Source organism: Paenibacillus sp. SJS-P3, assembly GCF_056711585.1.
Map to the genome: position 1 here is coordinate 1,336,781 of NZ_CM160043.1, position 16,829 is coordinate 1,353,609.

Sequence of the window (16,829 nt, forward strand, 5' to 3'; positions counted from 1 at the left end):
CGAGCGATTCGGACGAAAGAGAACAGCTGGAGATCGAGATGCTGCTCGTGGCCATGTTCAGGCTCTATGGTTATGATTTCAGGAACTATGCCTATGCCTCGATCCGCAGGAGAGTATGGCATCGGGTGCATGCGGAACGGCTGACGACGATCACGGCGCTGACGGACCGGGTGATCCACGACCGCGGCTGCATGGAAAGGCTTCTGTCCGATCTCACGATCCATGTCACCGAGATGTTCCGCGATCCGGAAGTATTCAAGTCGTTCCGCAAAAATGTCGTTCCGCTGCTCAAGACGTATCCGTTCATTCGGATCTGGCATGCCGGCTGCTCGACCGGAGAAGAAGTCTACTCGATGGCGATCCTGCTTCATGAGGAAGGGCTCTACGATCGTACGAGAATCTACGCCACGGATATGAGTTCAACCGTTCTCGACGTGGCGAGGCAGGGCGTATTCCCGATCGAGCGGATGCAGCAGTATACGCGCAATTATCAGGACGGCGGCGGCAAGGAGTCCTTCTCGGACTACTACACGGCCAAGTACGAATCGGTTATTTTCCATAGCTTTCTGAAGAAAAATATCGTGTTTGCCCAGCACAATCTGGTCACGGACGGCTCCTTCAATGAATTTCATGTCATCCTGTGCCGCAATGTCATGATCTATTTCAACAAGGATCTCCAGAATCATGTGCATGGGCTGCTCTACGACAGCCTCAGCATGTTCGGCGTGCTGCTGCTGGGCACCAAGGAAAGCATCAACTTCACCCGGCATGCGGACCAGTTCGTTGAGCTGGACCTGTTCAACCGGATCTACCGCAAAGTGAAGTAAAGCCACAGACAAGGGAGGGGGGAAACCATGATCTCTTATGAGGGGCCAATCAACATCCTGCTGGTCGATGACTACCCCGAAAATTTGCTGGCCATAGAAGCCGTCCTTGGCGATCTCAACTACAATCTCGTCAAATGCCTTTCCGGCGAGGAGGCGCTGCGGGCGCTTCTCAAGGATGATTTTGCCGTCATCGTCATGGATGTCCAGATGCCCGGCATGGATGGTTTCGAAACCGCACGAATGATCAAATCCAGGGATAAGACCAAGGAGATACCGATCATTTTCGTGTCGGCGACGAGCAAGGAAGCCCAGCATATGTTCGCCGGCTACGCCGTCGGAGCGATCGATTATATGCTGAAGCCCTTCGTTCCCCAGATTTTCCGTTCCAAGATCGAAGGCTTTGTCCGGATGTACATCAGCAACAAGACCTTGCAGCAGCAAGCCGTCCTGCTCCAGCAGCAGACGCAGGAGCTTGAGCGCATGAACAAGGAACTGATGCGCACGGCCTACCAGCTGACCAAGTCGGAAGCCGTCAAGAGCGTCATCAGCTCGACTTCCATGGACACGATGATCACGTTCGACAAGAACGGGACCATTCTGACGGTGAATCCGTCCGTCTTTCCGATGTTCAGGTATCAGGAAAGGGAAGTGATCGGCAAGCAGATCGACGAGCTCATCCCGGGTATATGCGTCCGGCAGCTGGATATCATGGGCGAAGCCGCGATGGACGGCACCTCTTCCGGACGCCTGATCGAAGTCATGCCGCGCCGCAAGGACGCCACCGTCTTCCATGCGGAGATCAAGCTGGGCAGCACGCTGGTGGACGAGGAAGTCATCTTCGCCTGCACGGTCAGCGACATCAGCGAGCGCAAGAAGTCGGAGGCGGATATTCTTGCGGCCAAGGAAGCGGCGGAAGTGGCCGACAGAGCCAAAACGGAGTTCCTGGCCATGGTCAGCCACGAGATCCGCACGCCTATGAACGGAATTCTCGGCATGACCAATCTTCTCATGGAGACGGAGATGAACGAGGAGCAGAAGGATTTCGCCGAAATCATCCTGAAGAGCGGCGACAGCCTGCTCAGTGTCATCAACGACATTCTGGACTACGCCAAGATCGAAGCCGGCAAGCTGGAACTCGAAATGGTTCCTTTCGATCTGAAGAGCTGCGTGGACGAATCGCTGGATCTGTTCATCGCCAAGTCGCGCGAGAGCAACCTCGATATTCTTTGTTCGATATCCCCGGATTTGCCGGAGTATCTGTACGGAGACGTCACCAAGCTGCGCCAGATTCTGATGAACCTGATCAGCAATGCGATCAAATTCACGCATGAAGGGCATATTGATCTCGACGTCCGCCTTGCCGAGAAGCCGCTCGATGCTGCCGACCGCCAAGAAGAGGGCATCGTTGTCCAGTTCAGAGTGAGCGATACCGGGGTAGGCATTTCGGAGGATAAGCTCCCCCTCCTGTTCCAGCCGTTCTCCCAGCTGGATTCCTCCATGACCCGCAAGTACGGAGGAACCGGACTGGGGTTAGCCATCTGCAAAAACCTGGTGGAGCTGATGGGTGGAACGATCGAAGCCTGCGCCAATGAGCCCAAAGGAACCAGCTTCACCTTTACCGTCCGTCTCAAGCAAATGGAGGAATGTTGTCCGGCTCTGGAGGAAGATCAAGCCGACGACAATCCGCTGCCCGGCTCCCGTCCATGGGAAACCCCTCCGCATTCGGATTCCTTTTCTTTCTCCGCCATGCTGAGCCAGACCTATACCGAGACTACGGCGGCCAGCGAGACGGGCGTCGACAGCCAGCTTGTCTTGAAGGCCAACGTCCTGCCGTTCTCGCTCGGCACTGGAGATCGCGGCGTGCAGCCGCTGAGCGAGCGTTCCCGGGTTCTCGTCGCCGAGGACAACGACGTGAACCAGAAGCTGATCCTCAAGCTGCTCGACCGGCTCGGCATCGAAGCGGATGTGGCGGAGAACGGGGAAGCGGCTGTGGCGATGGCAAAAAACCGATTCTATGATATGATCTTCATGGATATGAAAATGCCGGTCATGGACGGACTTGAGGCAACAAGGCTGATCAACGGGGATGCGCGTGCCGGCAAGCAGCCGGTCATCGTCGCGATGACGGCCAACGTGCTGCCGGGAGACAGGCAGCGCTGCCTGGAAGCCGGAATGACCGATTATATCAGCAAGCCGATCCGGCTGGAAATGCTTGAAGCGATGATCGGCCGGTATTTGGGTTTTGACTGGACCATGGGCAGGCAGTCCACGCATTGATGTGGGCTGCTTTTTGCATGCCCTGGCCGGGAAGGCTTGCGAAGGAGCGAGTATTGGAAACGTGGTGAAAAAGTGACCGGAGGGTCGGAATGGAGTCGGAAAAGCGTCAGCGTTCGCCTTTGTCGTCTGAAATCAGAACGACAATAGCGATTGGAGACCCGTTCCGACCGCAGGTCATCTATTTTTCACCACGCTTTTAGAAATGAAGCGGAAAGGGGCTTCGAGCCGTGCTGTCCAATCGTTATATCCGCTCTACCTACCTGACCCCTCCGAGGGTGCTTGCGGGCGGATTCCTCTCCCTGATCGTGCTTGGCACGATTCTTCTCGCTACCCCTGCCGCTTCGGCTGACGGGGTGCGGATCCCTGTTCTGGATGCGCTGTTCACGGCGACTTCGGCTACATGCGTGACGGGACTCACCATTATGAACACAGGCACCGAATACTCTTTGTTCGGACAAATCGTGCTGCTCGTGCTGTTCCAGCTAGGAGGGACGGGCTTCATGACGGCCGCTACCTGGTTCGCCCTGGCGTTCGGCCGCAAAATATCGCTCCGTGACCGTCTCGTGCTCAAGGAGTCCCTCAATCAGACGGAAATGAGCGGAATCGTTCAGCTCGTAATCAGGATCTTTTTGTTCTCCGCCGCTATCGAAGGTATCGGAGCGCTGCTGTACACGCTCATCTGGATGGAGTCCATGCCGCTGTCCAAAGCGGCCTACTTCGGCGTATTCCATGCCGTATCCGTGTTCAACAATGCCGGCTTTGAAATTATCGGGGGCTGGAGCCAGTTCGTCAGCGATCCCGCCATCAACCTGATTACGATGACGCTTATCTTCTTCGGCAGCATCGGCTTCATTGTCATGGCGGATCTGATCCGATTTCCCGAGAAGCGCAAAATATCCCTGCACAGCAAGGTCGTGTTATGGGCTTCTGTCGTCCTCACATTGGGCGGCGCCATTCTTTTCTTCATCTTTGAATTTACGAATACAAGGAGCTTCGGTCATCTGGGGCTGAACGGCAAGATCTGGGCCAGCTTCTTCCAATCGTTCAGCTTGCGCTCGGCAGGAATCAACACGGTGCCGATCGAGGAGCTGCGTCAGGCGACCCAGCTTCTGATGATCATCCTCATGTTCATCGGAGCCGCGCCGGGCTCTACAGGGGGAGGGATCAAGCTGACCACCTTCGTCGTGTTGCTTGCCGGCATCCACGCGATCTTGCGCGGCCGCGAGGATGCGGTTATCTTCCGGTACCGGATTGCAGCCAAGGAGCTGTATCGGGCCATCACGGTCACGCTCATGGGGGTCATCATTATCGTCGCCTCCACGATGATCCTGACGACCGTAGAGGATTCTTCCTTCCTCGTTCTTCTCTTCGAGGCCGTGTCGGCGTTCGGCACTGTCGGGTTCAGCCTCGGAGCTACCTTGGACCTGACCGCTGTCGGCAAGGGAGTGATCATCTTCCTGATGTTTGCCGGTAGGCTCGGGCTGCTTACCTTGGCGTTCGCGGTCCGCTCCAAATCCAAAAAAGAACCGTTCCGATATCCGGAAGGCCGGATCATTATCGGCTGAGAGTCGAAGCCCCGCTTGCGGGGTTTTTTTTCAATCATTGCCATCCCTTCAACTGATTCCTGGAACGGTCGGGCAGGGTAAAGATAGGGTAGTCAGGTCAAGATGCAGCTAGTCAGGAGTGGGATCAGGATGGGGAACGAGGAGGAGCGCTCGGAAGCGGCAGGCGAGGGCTGGACGTGGCATCAGAGCGACGACAGCGGGCAAGCTGTGCAGATGTGGCGGCAGGACGAGGCTGTGCGGAAATGGATCGACAGGAGCAAGGATCGGGATGTGAACCATCTTGCGGCGGTTTCCTTTCAAGGGAAACGCAATGCGGTGTTCGGGACGCTCGTCGTTGGAAAAGCGGATGACGATCAGGGAAGCAATTGCACGATGCATTTCTACTTGGGGCATCGCAATCTGTATACGATCGGCTTTCAAGAAGAGGATATTATCGACGGCTGCGAAGGAGCGGCTCATTTTTTTGCGGAAATCGAGCAGTCGGAGACGGCTCTGGACGGATTCATCAAGCTGCTCGCCGGCATCATGGAGCCGTTCTTCGACGGGATGGACAAGTTCGAGCAGAAGCTGCGCGAGATGGAGGAGAATATCCGTGACCGCAATGGCGGATACATGTTCCACCGCATTCTGGAGCTCCGATACGGCCTGCTCCACTGGACCGGACTGACGAGGCCGGTCCGCGAAATCCGGTTCGCTCTTGAAGAGGCGTTTCCCGAGGAGATGAAGGAAAGCCTCATCCACCAGGCGTTCAACTCGCGTCTGGAGAGAATGATCATGCTGCAGGAAGAGTACCGGCAGGAGGTGGAGTCGCTGCTTCTGCTCGAGGACAATATCTCGAACTACCGCGGCAACGAAATCATGAAGACGCTCACCGTGTTCACGATTCTTTGCACGCCCATGATGGCGATCGGCGCGATCTGGGGGATGAATTTCGAGCAGATGCCGGAGCTGAAGTGGAAGCTCGGATACGTATTCGGGCTTGCCGTCATTCTGGTGGCGACGGTCGGCGTATATTTCTGGATGAGGACGAAAGGCTGGATGGGGGACCTTCTCCGGGAGGACAACCGCCGGGAGCGGCTGTGAAGGCATGCGGCTGCAAATGTTTGCGGGGAGGCTTGGGCACGCTGTTTAACAGATGCCTGAGCCGTGTAATAGCTAGTACGGCAGCGCTGGAATGCACTGACCGAATCTACCTCGAACGAGGTCTTAACAGGCGGTGTTGATGATGACCATCAAATATCGTAATACTTGCTCCGACATCGAGATTCTGGTCAAGCATGAAGAGTCGGACTCTGTTGCTCCGTACCGTGTCAATATTCAGAGCTCCAAAAATCCGCTCAGCTTCGGCAACAATCTGGCCAGCTCCACTTCGGAAGAAGAAGCGGTCAAGATTGCGGATCAGCTGTGCAGCTTCTACTCCATTGCGAGGAAGAGCGGTTATTATCTCAAAGGCAAGTCGTTCACGAAAGCGGATTGTCCGGAAATTCCCGTGACGGAAGTGCTGGATGACGATCTGACGGAGCAGCAGTTCAGCGAACTGCTCCAAAGCCAGTCCGTATAAGTCCATTCCTTTTCATACAGCAGCTGGCGTCCCTCCGGGGACGCTTTTTTGATTTCTCGAAAGGTTGGAATAATTAAACAATAATAGGGGAGTATACGAAAGGAAGGAATACAAGACCGAAAGGATGACAGCATCGATGAGATCAACATGGACAGCGGCCGCCTTGCTGCTTGCCGCCCTTGCCCTGCCAGCCGCCGCTTACGCCGCGCCGCAGGCATCTCCGGCAGTTCCGCAGGCATCTCCGCATGCATCGCAGGATATGGGCGCTCCGGATCGCTACAACCATCAAGGAGATCTGCGGAATCCGAAGGGCCATCCGCATCATGACCGATATCGTGAAGCCCGGAAGCTCGCCATGCTGAAGGAAGCCGCCGCTTATTTCGGCATCAAGGCCGACGGCAAGACGGAGGATCAGCTTCGCCAGGAAGTTCATGCCGCCAAGGAAAAGCAGCCGGAGAAATGGATGGCCTTCAAAGCGAGCATGAAAGAAAAGCGCTTCGCGAGAATGAAGGAATTCGCCGCCAAGCAAGGCATCAAAGTCGAGGGCAAGTCCGAGGAGCAGCTTCGCGACGAGCTGAAAAGCCTGCATGAGCAGGGCAAGCTGAAGTCTCCTGCGCCGAAGGATCCGGCTCATCAGACGGACGGTACACAGCCCTCTTGATGAAAGAGGGGCGATGGAAGCAGCATCAGATCCCTTCGCTGGTGCGATAAAAATCCTTCCGCTGGTGCGATAAAAATCCTTCCGATATGGAAGGATTTTTTTATTTCCATTTTAAAGAAAAAGTGATATCATAATTATATCAAGTTGATATGGAGTGTGATGGGGATGAAGGAACATCAGGCTTGGCATGCGAACGGTTTCCTGGCGACGCTGGCTGCTATCGCAGCGCTTGCGGCAGCAATCTGGTGCTTTGTGTCGGGCAATGCCGAGGATGGATCGACGGGCATGAATGTGCTGGGCGTCGTCCTGCTGCTGCTGGTGCTCGTGGCGTTCAGCTCGCTTACGGTCGTTCAGCCGAATCAGGCGAAGATCATCACGTTTTTCGGACGTTACAAAGGAACGGTGTCGGATAGCGGGCTGTGGATCGTCGTTCCGTTCACGGTCAAATCCAGGATGTCGCTCAAAGTCAGGAACTTCAACAGCCAGAAGCTCAAGGTTAACGATGCATCCGGCAACCCGGTCGAGATCGCCGCGGTGGTCGTGTTCAAGGTGACGGATACGGCCAGAGCGGCATTCGACGTCGACGATTACGAGACGTTCGTGGAAATCCAGAGCGAGACGGCGATCCGCCATATCGCGGCGCAATATCCGTATGACACGTACGAGGACAACTCCGTCATCTCGCTCCGGGGCAATGCGGACGAAATCTCCAGCAGGCTGCTCTCCGAGCTGCAGGACCGCCTCAGCGTTGCCGGCGTGGAGGTGCTGGAAACCCGTCTCTCCCACCTCGCTTACGCAGCCGAGATTGCCGGGGCGATGCTTCAGCGCCAGCAGGCGGAAGCCATCGTAGCAGCCCGGCAAAAAATCGTAGATGGTGCTGTCGGCATGGTGGAGTCGGCCCTGCAGCAGCTGAAGCACCACGGAATCGTACTGGATGACGAACGGCGTGCGGCGATGATCAACAATCTTATGGTTGCCATCGTCTCCGAACGGGGAACGACGCCGGTCATCAATACCGGTACGCTCTACAATTAAGGCCGCCTAATGGCCAAAGAACGCAAGGCGTTTCCGCTGCGCCTGGACCTGGAGCTGTACCAGGCCGTGGAGAAATGGGCCGGCGACGAATTCCGCAGCGTAAACGCGCATATCGAATATCTGCTTCGCGAATCGCTGAAGAAGAACGGCAGGCTCAAGGGCCTCCCTCCGCAGGCTGCGGAGGATCAACCGAAGTCCGCTCCTTCCGGGGACGATGAGGCCGCGGAAGACGGATCGAGCTAGCAGCAAGCCCTATGAAGGACATGAAGACGAAATAACCTCGCGGTCGAGACCGCGAGGTTATTTGTTTTTGCGATGGAATCAGCCTTTGATCGCGCCTTCGGTCATTCCTTTTTCAATGTACTTCTGAATGAAGAGGTACACGATCAGAACGGGAATGACGGTGAGCACGACTGCGGCAGCCATGAGGCCGAAGTCGGTGCCGTACTGGGAGCTGATCTGGGCGAGCAGCGCCACGATCGGCCTCACCGACTCCTTGTTGACGAAGATGATGGCGGAGAACAGGTCATTGTAGGACCACAGGAAGACGAAGATGCTCGTCGAAGCGAAGACCGGCCTTCCTACGGGCAGGAAGATTTTCGTGAACATGTTGAACCGGTTGCAGCCGTCGATGAAGGCGGCTTCCTCGAGCTCCTTCGGGATCGTAGCCAGATACCCTGCGATGACGAGGATGGCGAAGGACAGATTTCCTGCCGTCTGAGGCAGGATGAGGCCGAAGTAGGTGTTGACCACCTTCCACTTGATCAGCAGCTCGTATACGGGCACGACGGTAGCGAAGGTCGGAATGAGCAGCGTCGCGACCAGCAGCGAGTTGATGAGATTGCGTCCGCGGAACTTGAAGCGGGCTAGAATATAGGCCGCGAGCCCGGCGACAATCAAGACGAGCAGGACGACGGAAACGGACATGATCAAGCTGTTGGCATACGCCCGGCCGATGCTGATGCTCTCGAAAGCGTTCGTGTAATTCAGCTTATCCGGAGGAATCGCCAGCTTGAACGAATTGTCCATGACCTCGTCGGACGACTTGAACGAATTGTTGATGATCCAGATGAGCGGATAGATCGTCGTGAGCGCCCATAGGGAAAGACAGAGATAAACGAAGGCCATCCCGAACGGGAATCGCTTGCCGTCGCGGCCTCTCGTTACAGGTACGGTATTGGCAGGATTGACTTGCTGCATTCACTTTCCACCCCATTGCAACTTAATATGTGACTTCTTCTCTTTTGAGGAGACGGTTCGTGATCAAGGACAGGATGACCCCGAAAATGACGATGTAGATCGCAATAGTGGAACCGTAACCGAAGTTCTGGTCCACGAGGGCCTTCTTGTACATGTACGTGCCGAGCAGTTCCGTCCCGTTCCCGCCGCGGGTCAAAATAAAGACGAAGTCGAAAATTTTGAGCGTGCCGGTGATGGCAAGGATCATGACGACCTTGATGTCGCTCAAAATAAGCGGGATGGTCAGCATGGTTGTTTTTTTGATGCCGCCGATTCCTTCCAGCTTGGCTGCTTCATAGAAATCGGAAGGAATTTTGGACATGGCGGTAAGGAAGAGCACGAAGTAAAAGCCGACGTAATGCCATACGGTCGGAACCGCGACAGCTTTCAAGGAGCCCGTCTCGCTCATCCACAGGATCGGCTCGAGGCCCAGCTTGGCAATGATGCCGTTGAGCAGGCCGAACTGATAGTTGTAGATCAGCACGAACAGCAGGGATATTGCGGCTCCGGAAATGACGATCGGGAAGAAGAACACGGTGCGGAAAAACTGCTTGCCCTTGGAGATGCTGTCGACCATGACGGCCAGTACAAGGGCGATCCCGACCTGGAAGAGCAGGACGTAGAGCATGATTTCCAGCGTATGCAAGGTAGCGGCGCCGAGCAGGTTATCGGAGAACAGGCGCTCGTAATTGTCCAGGCCGACGAATTTCTTGTTGAAGAAGCCGTTCGTACGGTAGAAGCTGAGGTAGAAGCTCTTCAGGAACGGATAGTACACAAAGGTGCCGAGCAGCAGGAAAGCCGGCAGCAGGAAAGCCAAAATATAGTTCTTATCGCCCTTCATCAAATCACCTTTTTGCGGTTTATCGTCGAGCCTCATTCTTTTAAAGAAACTCGCCGCCCTTCAAGCAAGCGGGCGGCGAGTCGGGTTGGCTATCGCCTGGATATGAACGCCTTACTTCTTGTTCGCGACTTCGATCTTCTGCGCGGCTTCCAGGGCTGCTTTCGCCGTATCTTTGCCGGACACGATGCCTTGGACATGCTGGCGGATCGTCGTGAACGTTTCCTGAGCGACTTGGGAGTCGATCGGAGCGTTGATGGATGGAGCTTCGCTGGCCATTTTGAAGCCGTCCAGCGCGAGCTGCGGCAGGCCTTCCACTTGCACGTTGGCAGCGGCTGGAGTTCCGGAGTTGGCTTGCGCGATCGCTTTGATCGTGTCAGGCGAAGTCAGGTACTTGAGCAGTTGGACAGCTGCATCCTTCTTGTCCGCGTTGTCGTACGTGCTCTTCGACAGGTAGAAGCCGGAGCCGAAGCCGCCGATGATGGATTTGCCGTCGCCTTTGCCGCCTGGAATAGCTGGGAAAGGAAGAACGGTCGATGCTGCTTTGACTTCGTCGGAGAAGCCGCCCTGGGCCCACGAGCCTTCGATGACCATGGCTGCCTTGCCTTGGGAGTAATACTTGGCAGCCATGTTCAGGTCGATCGTCGCGGCGTCTTTAGGGAAGGCGCCCAGCTTGCCGATCTCGTTCAGCTTGGAGAGACCGAGCTCCCAATCCGGATTGATGGCGTCCAGGATGCCGGAGTTGTGGCCTGGACCGCCGGCGGCTCCGAGGACGAAGTGCTCGATCAGATAGTGGGATTGATCGTATGGAGCGGCGAGCGGGATGACCTTGTTCTCGTTCAGCGTTTTGATTGCCGTCGTGAACTTATCCCAGTCGGTAGGAAGCTCCAGATTGTATTTCTTGAAGATGTCCTTGTTGACATACAGGCCTTCGTAGTAGCCCGTCAGCGGAGCGGCATAGATGTTGCCGTCCGGCTGCTTGACGGCGTCGAGAGCCGCAGAGTTGAAGCCGGCTTTCCAGTCCGCGTCCTCGTCGAGCAGGGCGTTCAGCGGCACGACTTTGCCTGCATCGACGAAGCCTTTGGCGTCGGCGCCTACGAAGTAGAAGAGCAGGTCCGGCTCGTTGCCGCTGGACATGTCGGTGTTGACCTTCGTGCGGAAGCTGTCGTCGTTCGCGGACATCGCGTCGTTCGTGATTTTGATATTAGGGAATTTGGCGGAGAAATCGTCAAGCGCTTTCTGGAAAGCAGGCTTGGCTGCGTCCGTTCCGGCGAAGGTGGAGAATACGCGGAGCGTGACGTCTTTGGCTTCCGGAGCCTTGGACGCTTCCGGGCTCGGCGCGGCGCTCGCAGCCGGGCTTGGTGCCGGACTCGCGTCTCCGCCGGTATTCCCGGAGTTGTTGTTGCCGCCGCATGCGGACAGGAGCAGCACAGTCGCCACGGAAAGGGCGCATAGAGCTTGGGACTTCTTCTTCATAGACGATGATCCCCCTTAGTTTAGCTAAGTCTTATCGTACAGATCGTTGATCTGCTTAAGTAAAGTCTAGAAGGTTTCCACCAGCCCGCCAAGGCAAGATTGGTTCTAAAGGAGGGGGATATTCCTACGGGCATGGGGGATTATTTTATGGCCAATAGGGGAAAATCATCTTTTTATTTCCAGATGCTGCAGAGGAAGGGAAGATGGGATGAAATCAATGGGCCGCAAGTCGCGTTGCCGATTGAAGCGCGGCGGCGATTGCGCTCTGGAGTTTCTGGGATCATGGGGGTTCAGGAGTTCTGGAGTCTCTATTACTCCGGAGCTCGGATCTCGGGGCGCATTCCCGCATGGCAAGCATGCGGAGAGCCCGGTTCGGCTCAGCTATGGAGATTTTCGACCAAAAGAAAACCGCCTATTTAATAGGCGGTTATTTTAACTATCGTTTTCCTGGGGAGTTCAATGGGGGTTAATTTAGATAAGCTTAATTAAAATGTAGGACAATGTACCTCGTTTCCACTTTAACCATAAGATAATGGGCGAACGTGTATATGAAGGGAGATAATTAATTTTGTATTACAGTAATCAATATTTTGTGCGTTCTTCAGCAGATGTTGGTTTAGTTAACGATATCGCCAAAGCAATTAACGGTCAATACACAGCAATAGCTTGTTACGAACATTTGTCGAAACTCGCACCGAATGAGGAAGCAAAAAAACAGATACTTGAAATTCGAAAAGATGAGATAAGCCACTATCGAGTGTTTTCAGAAATTTATATGTCTTTAACAGGTAGACAACCAACACCACAATTTAATGAACAGTGTGCGACAGATTATGAGGCTGGTTTAAAAGCCGCCTTTAAAGATGAACAAGAGACCGTGGACTTTTACCTTGATATTTCAGAAAAAACTAATAACGCATACATCAAAGAGAAATTCCGTCGTGCTTCTGCTGATGAACAAAATCACGCTGTTTGGTTTTTGTACTTTATGACAGCTAAAACATCATAAACCATTTAAGAGACACTGATTCAAGTGTCTCTTTCAACATTACTGCCAGTTAGTTTAGGAAGAAAATGATATTCTGCGAAGATTGGTGTTTGTCTCATTTACAGTAAACAGGCATGAGGTGACCAGCATATTTTTCTTATTCGACGTTGTGTTCTCATATTCCTTGCTGTCTAAGTAACGGAACCAAGCCAGGTAATGTTGTAAATACTTGGTTGCTACACCATTAAAGCGGTCAATCCACCGTTTCAACCGACTATGATAGTTGTTTACATTCTGAATGTGGTAGATTCCTTTAACACGTTGCTTCCCATCCGACTTGAAGCGGTAATGGGCTAATTCTTTCGTTTTCGCATAGGAACTAAATGCCCTCCATGAATCGGTACAAAGTACGTTTAATTCAGTTAAATGACAGCCGATAGCCTCATCCAATTTAGCTGTCCGAATACGTCCACGTCCAAGAACGCCAGAGAAAGTCATCTTCTGACGGTCTCGAGCAACCAATACACATATTTGGTCGTTACTGATTCCACGGTATTTAGATTTGCCGCCACGCTTAAGGGACTTGCGTTCAGCTATTTTCCGTTTACCTTTCATTAAAGCGGATTTGATTGGCACAAGCAGCATCAAGCGGCCCCCCGCCCGGTAAAGTCTTGCACATGCAGGAATCACTGAATTATAGGCCTTCTGCGGGTTTGCTTCCGACAAAAACTCGGCCAAGCTGAAACCCGTCCGCATAATTGGCCAAGACCCCTCATAGACATGTTATCAGCTTAGGAAAACCAATGTGCAGAGGGGATGATTACATGCGTCGCATCACATGGATCGCGGCTTTGATTGCCTGCATTACGCTGGTGCTGGCCGGATGCGGCAGCAAGGACGCCGGCTCCGTGGTGAAGGAGCTGGGCAAGCTGCAGGACAAGACCGAGACTTACCAAGGAACGGGGACGATGACGCTCCATACCGCCACGCAGCCGCTGGAGTACAAGGTGGACGTGAAGTTCCAGAAGCCCAACTATTACCGGATCGCGCTTACCAACGAGAAGAAAGACCTGACGCAGATCGTGCTTCGCAACGACGAGGGCGTGTTCGTCCTGACCCCGAGCTTGAACAAGGTATTCCGCTTCCAAAGCAACTGGCCGGAAGACCAAGGTCAAGTCTATCTGTATCAGACGCTGGTGAAGAGCATCCTGCTCGACAACTCGCGCCAGTTCGCCTCCGAAAAGGACAGCTATGTGTTCGATGTGATGGCTAATTATCAGAATGCTTCCCTCGCCCGGCAGAAAATCTGGCTGAATAAATCGGACTATGCGCCGAAGCAGGTCGAAGTAAGCGATTCGAATGCTTCCGTGCTGGTCGACGTGAAGTTCGATTCCTTCAAATTCAATGAAAAGCTGGACAAAAGCGTGTTCGATACGAAGACGAATCTCCAATCCTCTCCTGCGGCGGGCTCGCAGCCAACGACTGCCGTTCCGGAGTCGGATGCGACGGACGGCAAGGCTGCCGACCCGGCCGGCAAAGACGGGGATGCAGGCAAAGGCGGAGCGGTATCTGCAGGCGATGATCAGCAAGGCGCCGGCTCGGCGGATCCATCCGGAGCGCAGGATGAGGACGGGCAGCAGGATGCCGCAGCCGATCCGACGAGCTTCGTGCCGATGGAGCCCTCCTATCTTGGCGGCGACGGCATCGCGCTGAAGGATTCCAGCGAGATCGTATTCGGCGGAGAGCCTGGATACATCCAGCGTTACACGGGCACCTACAATTACACGCTGATCGAAACCCAGCCGGAAGATACGGCGGTGGCCATGGGCACCGGACGGATGGTGGACCTCGGCTATACGTGGGCCCAGCTTAACGAAGGCGACCAGACGACGCTCACCTGGACCTACGGAGGCAAGGAATTCCGCTTGACTAGCGGCGATCTTCCGCAGGACCAAATGATTGCGGTAGCACAGTCTGTAGTGGATGAAATGGGCAAATAAATCAAAGTGCAAGAGGCGTTCGCGGGCATTAGGCGGCGCCTCTTTTTCCTACCTGCCGATGCTGGATTGGCAACAGGTGCCAGTGCCGAATCGGCCCCGTTTCATTGACAGTCCGGGGGTCAGCGTATAACATTAGAGGCACTGGGTTCAAAAGAAAAGGACTGAAATACGATGGATGAAGCGGCATTTTATCGGCCGACCGCAGCTCATATTTCCCTGGATGCCCTGGCTCACAATATCGCAGCCTTCCGCTCCACGCTGCCGGCACGCATGAAGATGATGGCATCCGTCAAGGCGAATGCCTACGGACACGGCCTCATCCAGGTCGCCCGCGAAGCCGAGGCTCGCGGAATTGACTATCTGGGTGTGGCTTTTCTTGACGAAGCTCTCTCGATCCGCAGAGCGGGCATTGCCGCGCCGATTCTCGTGCTGGGATACGTTCCGCCGGAGGGACTGCCGGCGGCGCGCCGGCATGATGTATCGATCGCCCTGTTCCGGGAGGATGTATTAGAGGCGGCGGCATCGCTGCCCGAGGATGAAGGGCGCAGGCTTAAGGTTCATATCAAAGTGGATACCGGAATGGGCAGGCTCGGGACGCTCGCCGACGGCAGCGGAGCGGCCGAACGGTTCATCGAGAAGGCGCTCGCGATCCCGCAGCTCCAGGTCGACGGCGTGTTCACCCACTTCGCCAAAGCGGATGAGGCAGACAAGAGCTACACGCTGCTGCAATACGAGCGGTTTGCCGAGATCATGCATTACGTACGCAGCCGCAGCCTTCCGATTCCGATCCTGCACAGCGCGAATACGGCGGCAGGCATGGATACTCCGGAGCTGGGCGGCGACATGCTCCGTCTCGGCATCGGCATGTACGGCCTCTATCCTTCGGATGAAGTGGACGTCGGAAGTGTCGGCCTGCGGCCGGTCATGTCCCTGAAGACCGAAGTCGTGCACGTGAAGACGGTGCCCCCTGGCTGGGGAGTGAGCTATGGCACCCGCTTCGTTGCCGCGACGGATACCCGCATCGGCACGCTGCCGGTCGGGTATGCCGACGGCTTCAGCCGGATGCTCACCGGCAAGGCGGAAGTGCTGCTGCGAGGGCGCAGAGTACCGGTCGTCGGCACGATCTGCATGGATCAGTGCATGATTGCGCTTGCAGCCGCAGATCAGGCGGATTGTTCGGCGGTGCGCCCGGGCGAGGAAGTCGTGCTCATCGGTTCCCAAGGGAAGGAGACGATCTCGGCCGAAGAAGTGGCCGGCATGCTCGGCACGATCAATTACGAGCTTACATGCATGCTGGCTGCGCGCGTGCCGCGCATCTATACGCGCGGCGGTGCAGTCGTCGAAGTGTCGAATCCGCTTCTCGGCGGAGGGATGTGAGGCTTCTTGTCATTTTTTGAAGAAGTCAAGCAGGAATCGCGTCGCTATGCGGCGAATAGCCTTTTAACGACTATTGAAGGATCTTGCCGTTCTAACGAAAAGTGCCCTTTCATAGGTATGGTTGAGTATAGCTCGATACCAACGGAGACATAATGGTAATAGGCTTTGACAAGTTTTGGAGGTGCGAGTTGGTGGCCAATCTGCAGAATACCAAACGAATCATGATCAGTATCCCGGACCAGCTCCTTGAAGAAGTGGACGGAATCGTGGCCAAAGAGAACTCCAACCGCAGCGAGTTCATCCGGCAGGCGATGAAACTTTACCTGGTGGAGCGCAAAAAACGTCAGATCCGTGAATTGATGCAGCGCGGTTATCTGGAAATGGCTAAGATCAACTTGAACATGGCCTCGGAAGCTTTCCACGCGGAGGAAGACGCAGACCGTGCGCTGGGCCGCCTCGTCAGCGGGGTGTAGCTCTTGATCGTCAAACGCGGCGACGTATTCTTTGCAGACTTATCTCCCGTCGTAGGCTCCGAGCAAGGCGGCGTGCGCCCGGTGCTTGTCCTTCAGAACGATATCGGCAACCGCTTCAGCCCGACGGTCATCGTAGCGGCCATTACGGCCCAGATCCAGAAGGCGAAGCTTCCTACCCATGTTGAGATCGATGCCAAGGCTCATGGCTTCGATCGCGATTCGGTCATCCTGCTCGAGCAGATCCGCACGATCGACAAGCAGCGTCTGACAGACAAGATCACGCATCTCGACGACGAGATGATGAGACATGTCGACGACGCGCTGCAGATCAGCGTTGGTCTGATCGACTTCTAAGCCGGCAGGAATCGGTTCCGCCATTTTCTGCCTGGCGACTGTGTCTGATGAGGCAAATATGGAAAAAAATGCTGGACAGGTATTTATTCTGTTGATACTATAGACTCAAACATAACCGTATACGATGCATGGCATCGTTTTGCTCGCGAAGAACGCAA

Annotated in this window: 15 protein-coding genes and 3 pseudogenes; 14 read left to right on the forward strand and 4 right to left on the reverse strand. The window is 55.0% G+C overall.

The genetic code is table 11. From position 1 onward, the window contains the following. Nucleotides 1-38: 38 nt before the first annotated feature. The 9 genes and pseudogenes from AC06G8_RS06005 (at nucleotide 39) to AC06G8_RS06045 (ending at nucleotide 8,169) form a co-directional block, all read left to right on the forward strand. Entirely contained in the window at nucleotides 39-827 is a 789-nt protein-coding gene (locus AC06G8_RS06005; RefSeq protein ID WP_480284729.1) for a CheR family methyltransferase, read from the forward strand. A 27-nt stretch (nucleotides 828-854) separates the two neighbouring features. Further along, nucleotides 855-1,700: pseudogene (locus tag AC06G8_RS06010) on the forward strand (response regulator); the annotation flags it as partial. A 114-nt stretch (nucleotides 1,701-1,814) separates the two neighbouring features. Next, a pseudogene (locus tag AC06G8_RS06015) lies at nucleotides 1,815-3,104 on the forward strand (ATP-binding protein); the annotation flags it as partial. 227 nt (nucleotides 3,105-3,331) lie between these two features. After that, on the forward strand, nucleotides 3,332-4,669 hold the full coding sequence (locus AC06G8_RS06020; RefSeq protein WP_447664791.1) for a TrkH family potassium uptake protein: 1,338 nt from the start codon (nucleotides 3,332-3,334) through the stop codon (nucleotides 4,667-4,669). Between the two features lie 129 nt (nucleotides 4,670-4,798). Beyond that, complete coding sequence (locus AC06G8_RS06025; protein WP_480284730.1) at nucleotides 4,799-5,752, forward strand: magnesium transporter CorA family protein; 954 nt, start codon at nucleotides 4,799-4,801, stop codon at nucleotides 5,750-5,752. Between the two features lie 139 nt (nucleotides 5,753-5,891). Then, nucleotides 5,892-6,230, forward strand: a complete 339-nt coding sequence (locus AC06G8_RS06030; RefSeq protein WP_447664789.1) for a hypothetical protein — start codon at nucleotides 5,892-5,894, stop codon at nucleotides 6,228-6,230. A gap of 136 nt (nucleotides 6,231-6,366) precedes the next feature. Further along, entirely contained in the window at nucleotides 6,367-6,891 is a 525-nt protein-coding gene (locus tag AC06G8_RS06035; RefSeq protein WP_447664788.1) for a hypothetical protein, read from the forward strand. Nucleotides 6,892-7,056: 165 nt separating this feature from the next. Then, nucleotides 7,057-7,926, forward strand: a complete 870-nt coding sequence (locus tag AC06G8_RS06040; protein WP_480284731.1) for an SPFH domain-containing protein — start codon at nucleotides 7,057-7,059, stop codon at nucleotides 7,924-7,926. Between the two features lie 9 nt (nucleotides 7,927-7,935). Further along, nucleotides 7,936-8,169: a type II toxin-antitoxin system antitoxin gene (locus AC06G8_RS06045; RefSeq protein WP_447664786.1), complete on the forward strand. Its 234-nt coding sequence runs from the start codon at nucleotides 7,936-7,938 to the stop codon at nucleotides 8,167-8,169. 78 nt (nucleotides 8,170-8,247) lie between these two features. Here the strand turns inward: AC06G8_RS06045 and AC06G8_RS06050 are convergent, their stop codons facing one another. From AC06G8_RS06050 to AC06G8_RS06060, 3 genes are all read right to left on the reverse strand, one after another. Next, nucleotides 8,248-9,126 carry a carbohydrate ABC transporter permease gene (locus AC06G8_RS06050; protein WP_447664785.1) on the reverse strand — a complete coding sequence of 293 codons (879 nt, stop codon included), beginning with the start codon at nucleotides 9,124-9,126 and terminating at the stop codon, nucleotides 8,248-8,250. A 22-nt stretch (nucleotides 9,127-9,148) separates the two neighbouring features. Beyond that, on the reverse strand, nucleotides 9,149-10,006 hold the full coding sequence (locus AC06G8_RS06055) for a carbohydrate ABC transporter permease (RefSeq protein ID WP_447664784.1): 858 nt from the start codon (nucleotides 10,004-10,006) through the stop codon (nucleotides 9,149-9,151). Nucleotides 10,007-10,117: 111 nt separating this feature from the next. After that, entirely contained in the window at nucleotides 10,118-11,479 is a 1,362-nt protein-coding gene (locus AC06G8_RS06060) for an ABC transporter substrate-binding protein (protein WP_480284732.1), read from the reverse strand. Nucleotides 11,480-12,047: 568 nt separating this feature from the next. On the opposite strand from AC06G8_RS06060, the gene AC06G8_RS06065 reads away from it, so the two are divergent. Then, on the forward strand, nucleotides 12,048-12,488 hold the full coding sequence (locus AC06G8_RS06065; RefSeq protein ID WP_480284733.1) for a ferritin-like domain-containing protein: 441 nt from the start codon (nucleotides 12,048-12,050) through the stop codon (nucleotides 12,486-12,488). 54 nt (nucleotides 12,489-12,542) lie between these two features. Here AC06G8_RS06065 and AC06G8_RS06070 read toward each other — a convergent pair. Beyond that, nucleotides 12,543-13,079 (reverse strand): annotated as a pseudogene (locus AC06G8_RS06070) (IS1595 family transposase); the annotation flags it as partial. A gap of 212 nt (nucleotides 13,080-13,291) precedes the next feature. Between AC06G8_RS06070 and AC06G8_RS06075 the strand changes: the two are divergent. The 4 genes from AC06G8_RS06075 to AC06G8_RS06090 all read left to right on the forward strand — a co-directional run bounded on the left by AC06G8_RS06075 (nucleotide 13,292) and on the right by AC06G8_RS06090 (nucleotide 16,671). Next, entirely contained in the window at nucleotides 13,292-14,467 is a 1,176-nt protein-coding gene (locus AC06G8_RS06075) for a LolA family protein (protein ID WP_447664782.1), read from the forward strand. A gap of 171 nt (nucleotides 14,468-14,638) precedes the next feature. After that, nucleotides 14,639-15,844: an alanine racemase gene (gene alr / locus AC06G8_RS06080; RefSeq protein ID WP_480284734.1), complete on the forward strand. Its 1,206-nt coding sequence runs from the start codon at nucleotides 14,639-14,641 to the stop codon at nucleotides 15,842-15,844. A gap of 191 nt (nucleotides 15,845-16,035) precedes the next feature. Continuing rightward, nucleotides 16,036-16,317, forward strand: coding sequence for a CopG family ribbon-helix-helix protein (locus tag AC06G8_RS06085; RefSeq protein ID WP_048745833.1), 282 nt, complete (start codon nucleotides 16,036-16,038; stop codon nucleotides 16,315-16,317). Between the two features lie 3 nt (nucleotides 16,318-16,320). Further along, nucleotides 16,321-16,671 carry a type II toxin-antitoxin system PemK/MazF family toxin gene (locus AC06G8_RS06090; protein ID WP_021877237.1) on the forward strand — a complete coding sequence of 117 codons (351 nt, stop codon included), beginning with the start codon at nucleotides 16,321-16,323 and terminating at the stop codon, nucleotides 16,669-16,671. Nucleotides 16,672-16,829 lie beyond the last annotated feature (158 nt).

Coding starts and splice junctions, on each gene's coding strand:
- AC06G8_RS06005 (WP_480284729.1), top strand. CDS start 39: ATGCTGCTCGTGGCCATGTTCAGGCTCTATGGTTATGATTTCAGGAAC.
- AC06G8_RS06025 (WP_480284730.1), top strand. CDS start 4,799: ATGGGGAACGAGGAGGAGCGCTCGGAAGCGGCAGGCGAGGGCTGGACG.
- AC06G8_RS06030 (WP_447664789.1), top strand. CDS start 5,892: ATGATGACCATCAAATATCGTAATACTTGCTCCGACATCGAGATTCTG.
- AC06G8_RS06035 (WP_447664788.1), top strand. CDS start 6,367: ATGAGATCAACATGGACAGCGGCCGCCTTGCTGCTTGCCGCCCTTGCC.
- AC06G8_RS06040 (WP_480284731.1), top strand. CDS start 7,057: ATGAAGGAACATCAGGCTTGGCATGCGAACGGTTTCCTGGCGACGCTG.
- AC06G8_RS06045 (WP_447664786.1), top strand. CDS start 7,936: ATGGCCAAAGAACGCAAGGCGTTTCCGCTGCGCCTGGACCTGGAGCTG.
- AC06G8_RS06050 (WP_447664785.1), bottom strand. CDS start 9,126: ATGCAGCAAGTCAATCCTGCCAATACCGTACCTGTAACGAGAGGCCGC.
- AC06G8_RS06055 (WP_447664784.1), bottom strand. CDS start 10,006: ATGAAGGGCGATAAGAACTATATTTTGGCTTTCCTGCTGCCGGCTTTC.
- AC06G8_RS06060 (WP_480284732.1), bottom strand. CDS start 11,479: ATGAAGAAGAAGTCCCAAGCTCTATGCGCCCTTTCCGTGGCGACTGTG.
- AC06G8_RS06075 (WP_447664782.1), top strand. CDS start 13,292: ATGCGTCGCATCACATGGATCGCGGCTTTGATTGCCTGCATTACGCTG.
- alr (WP_480284734.1), top strand. CDS start 14,639: ATGGATGAAGCGGCATTTTATCGGCCGACCGCAGCTCATATTTCCCTG.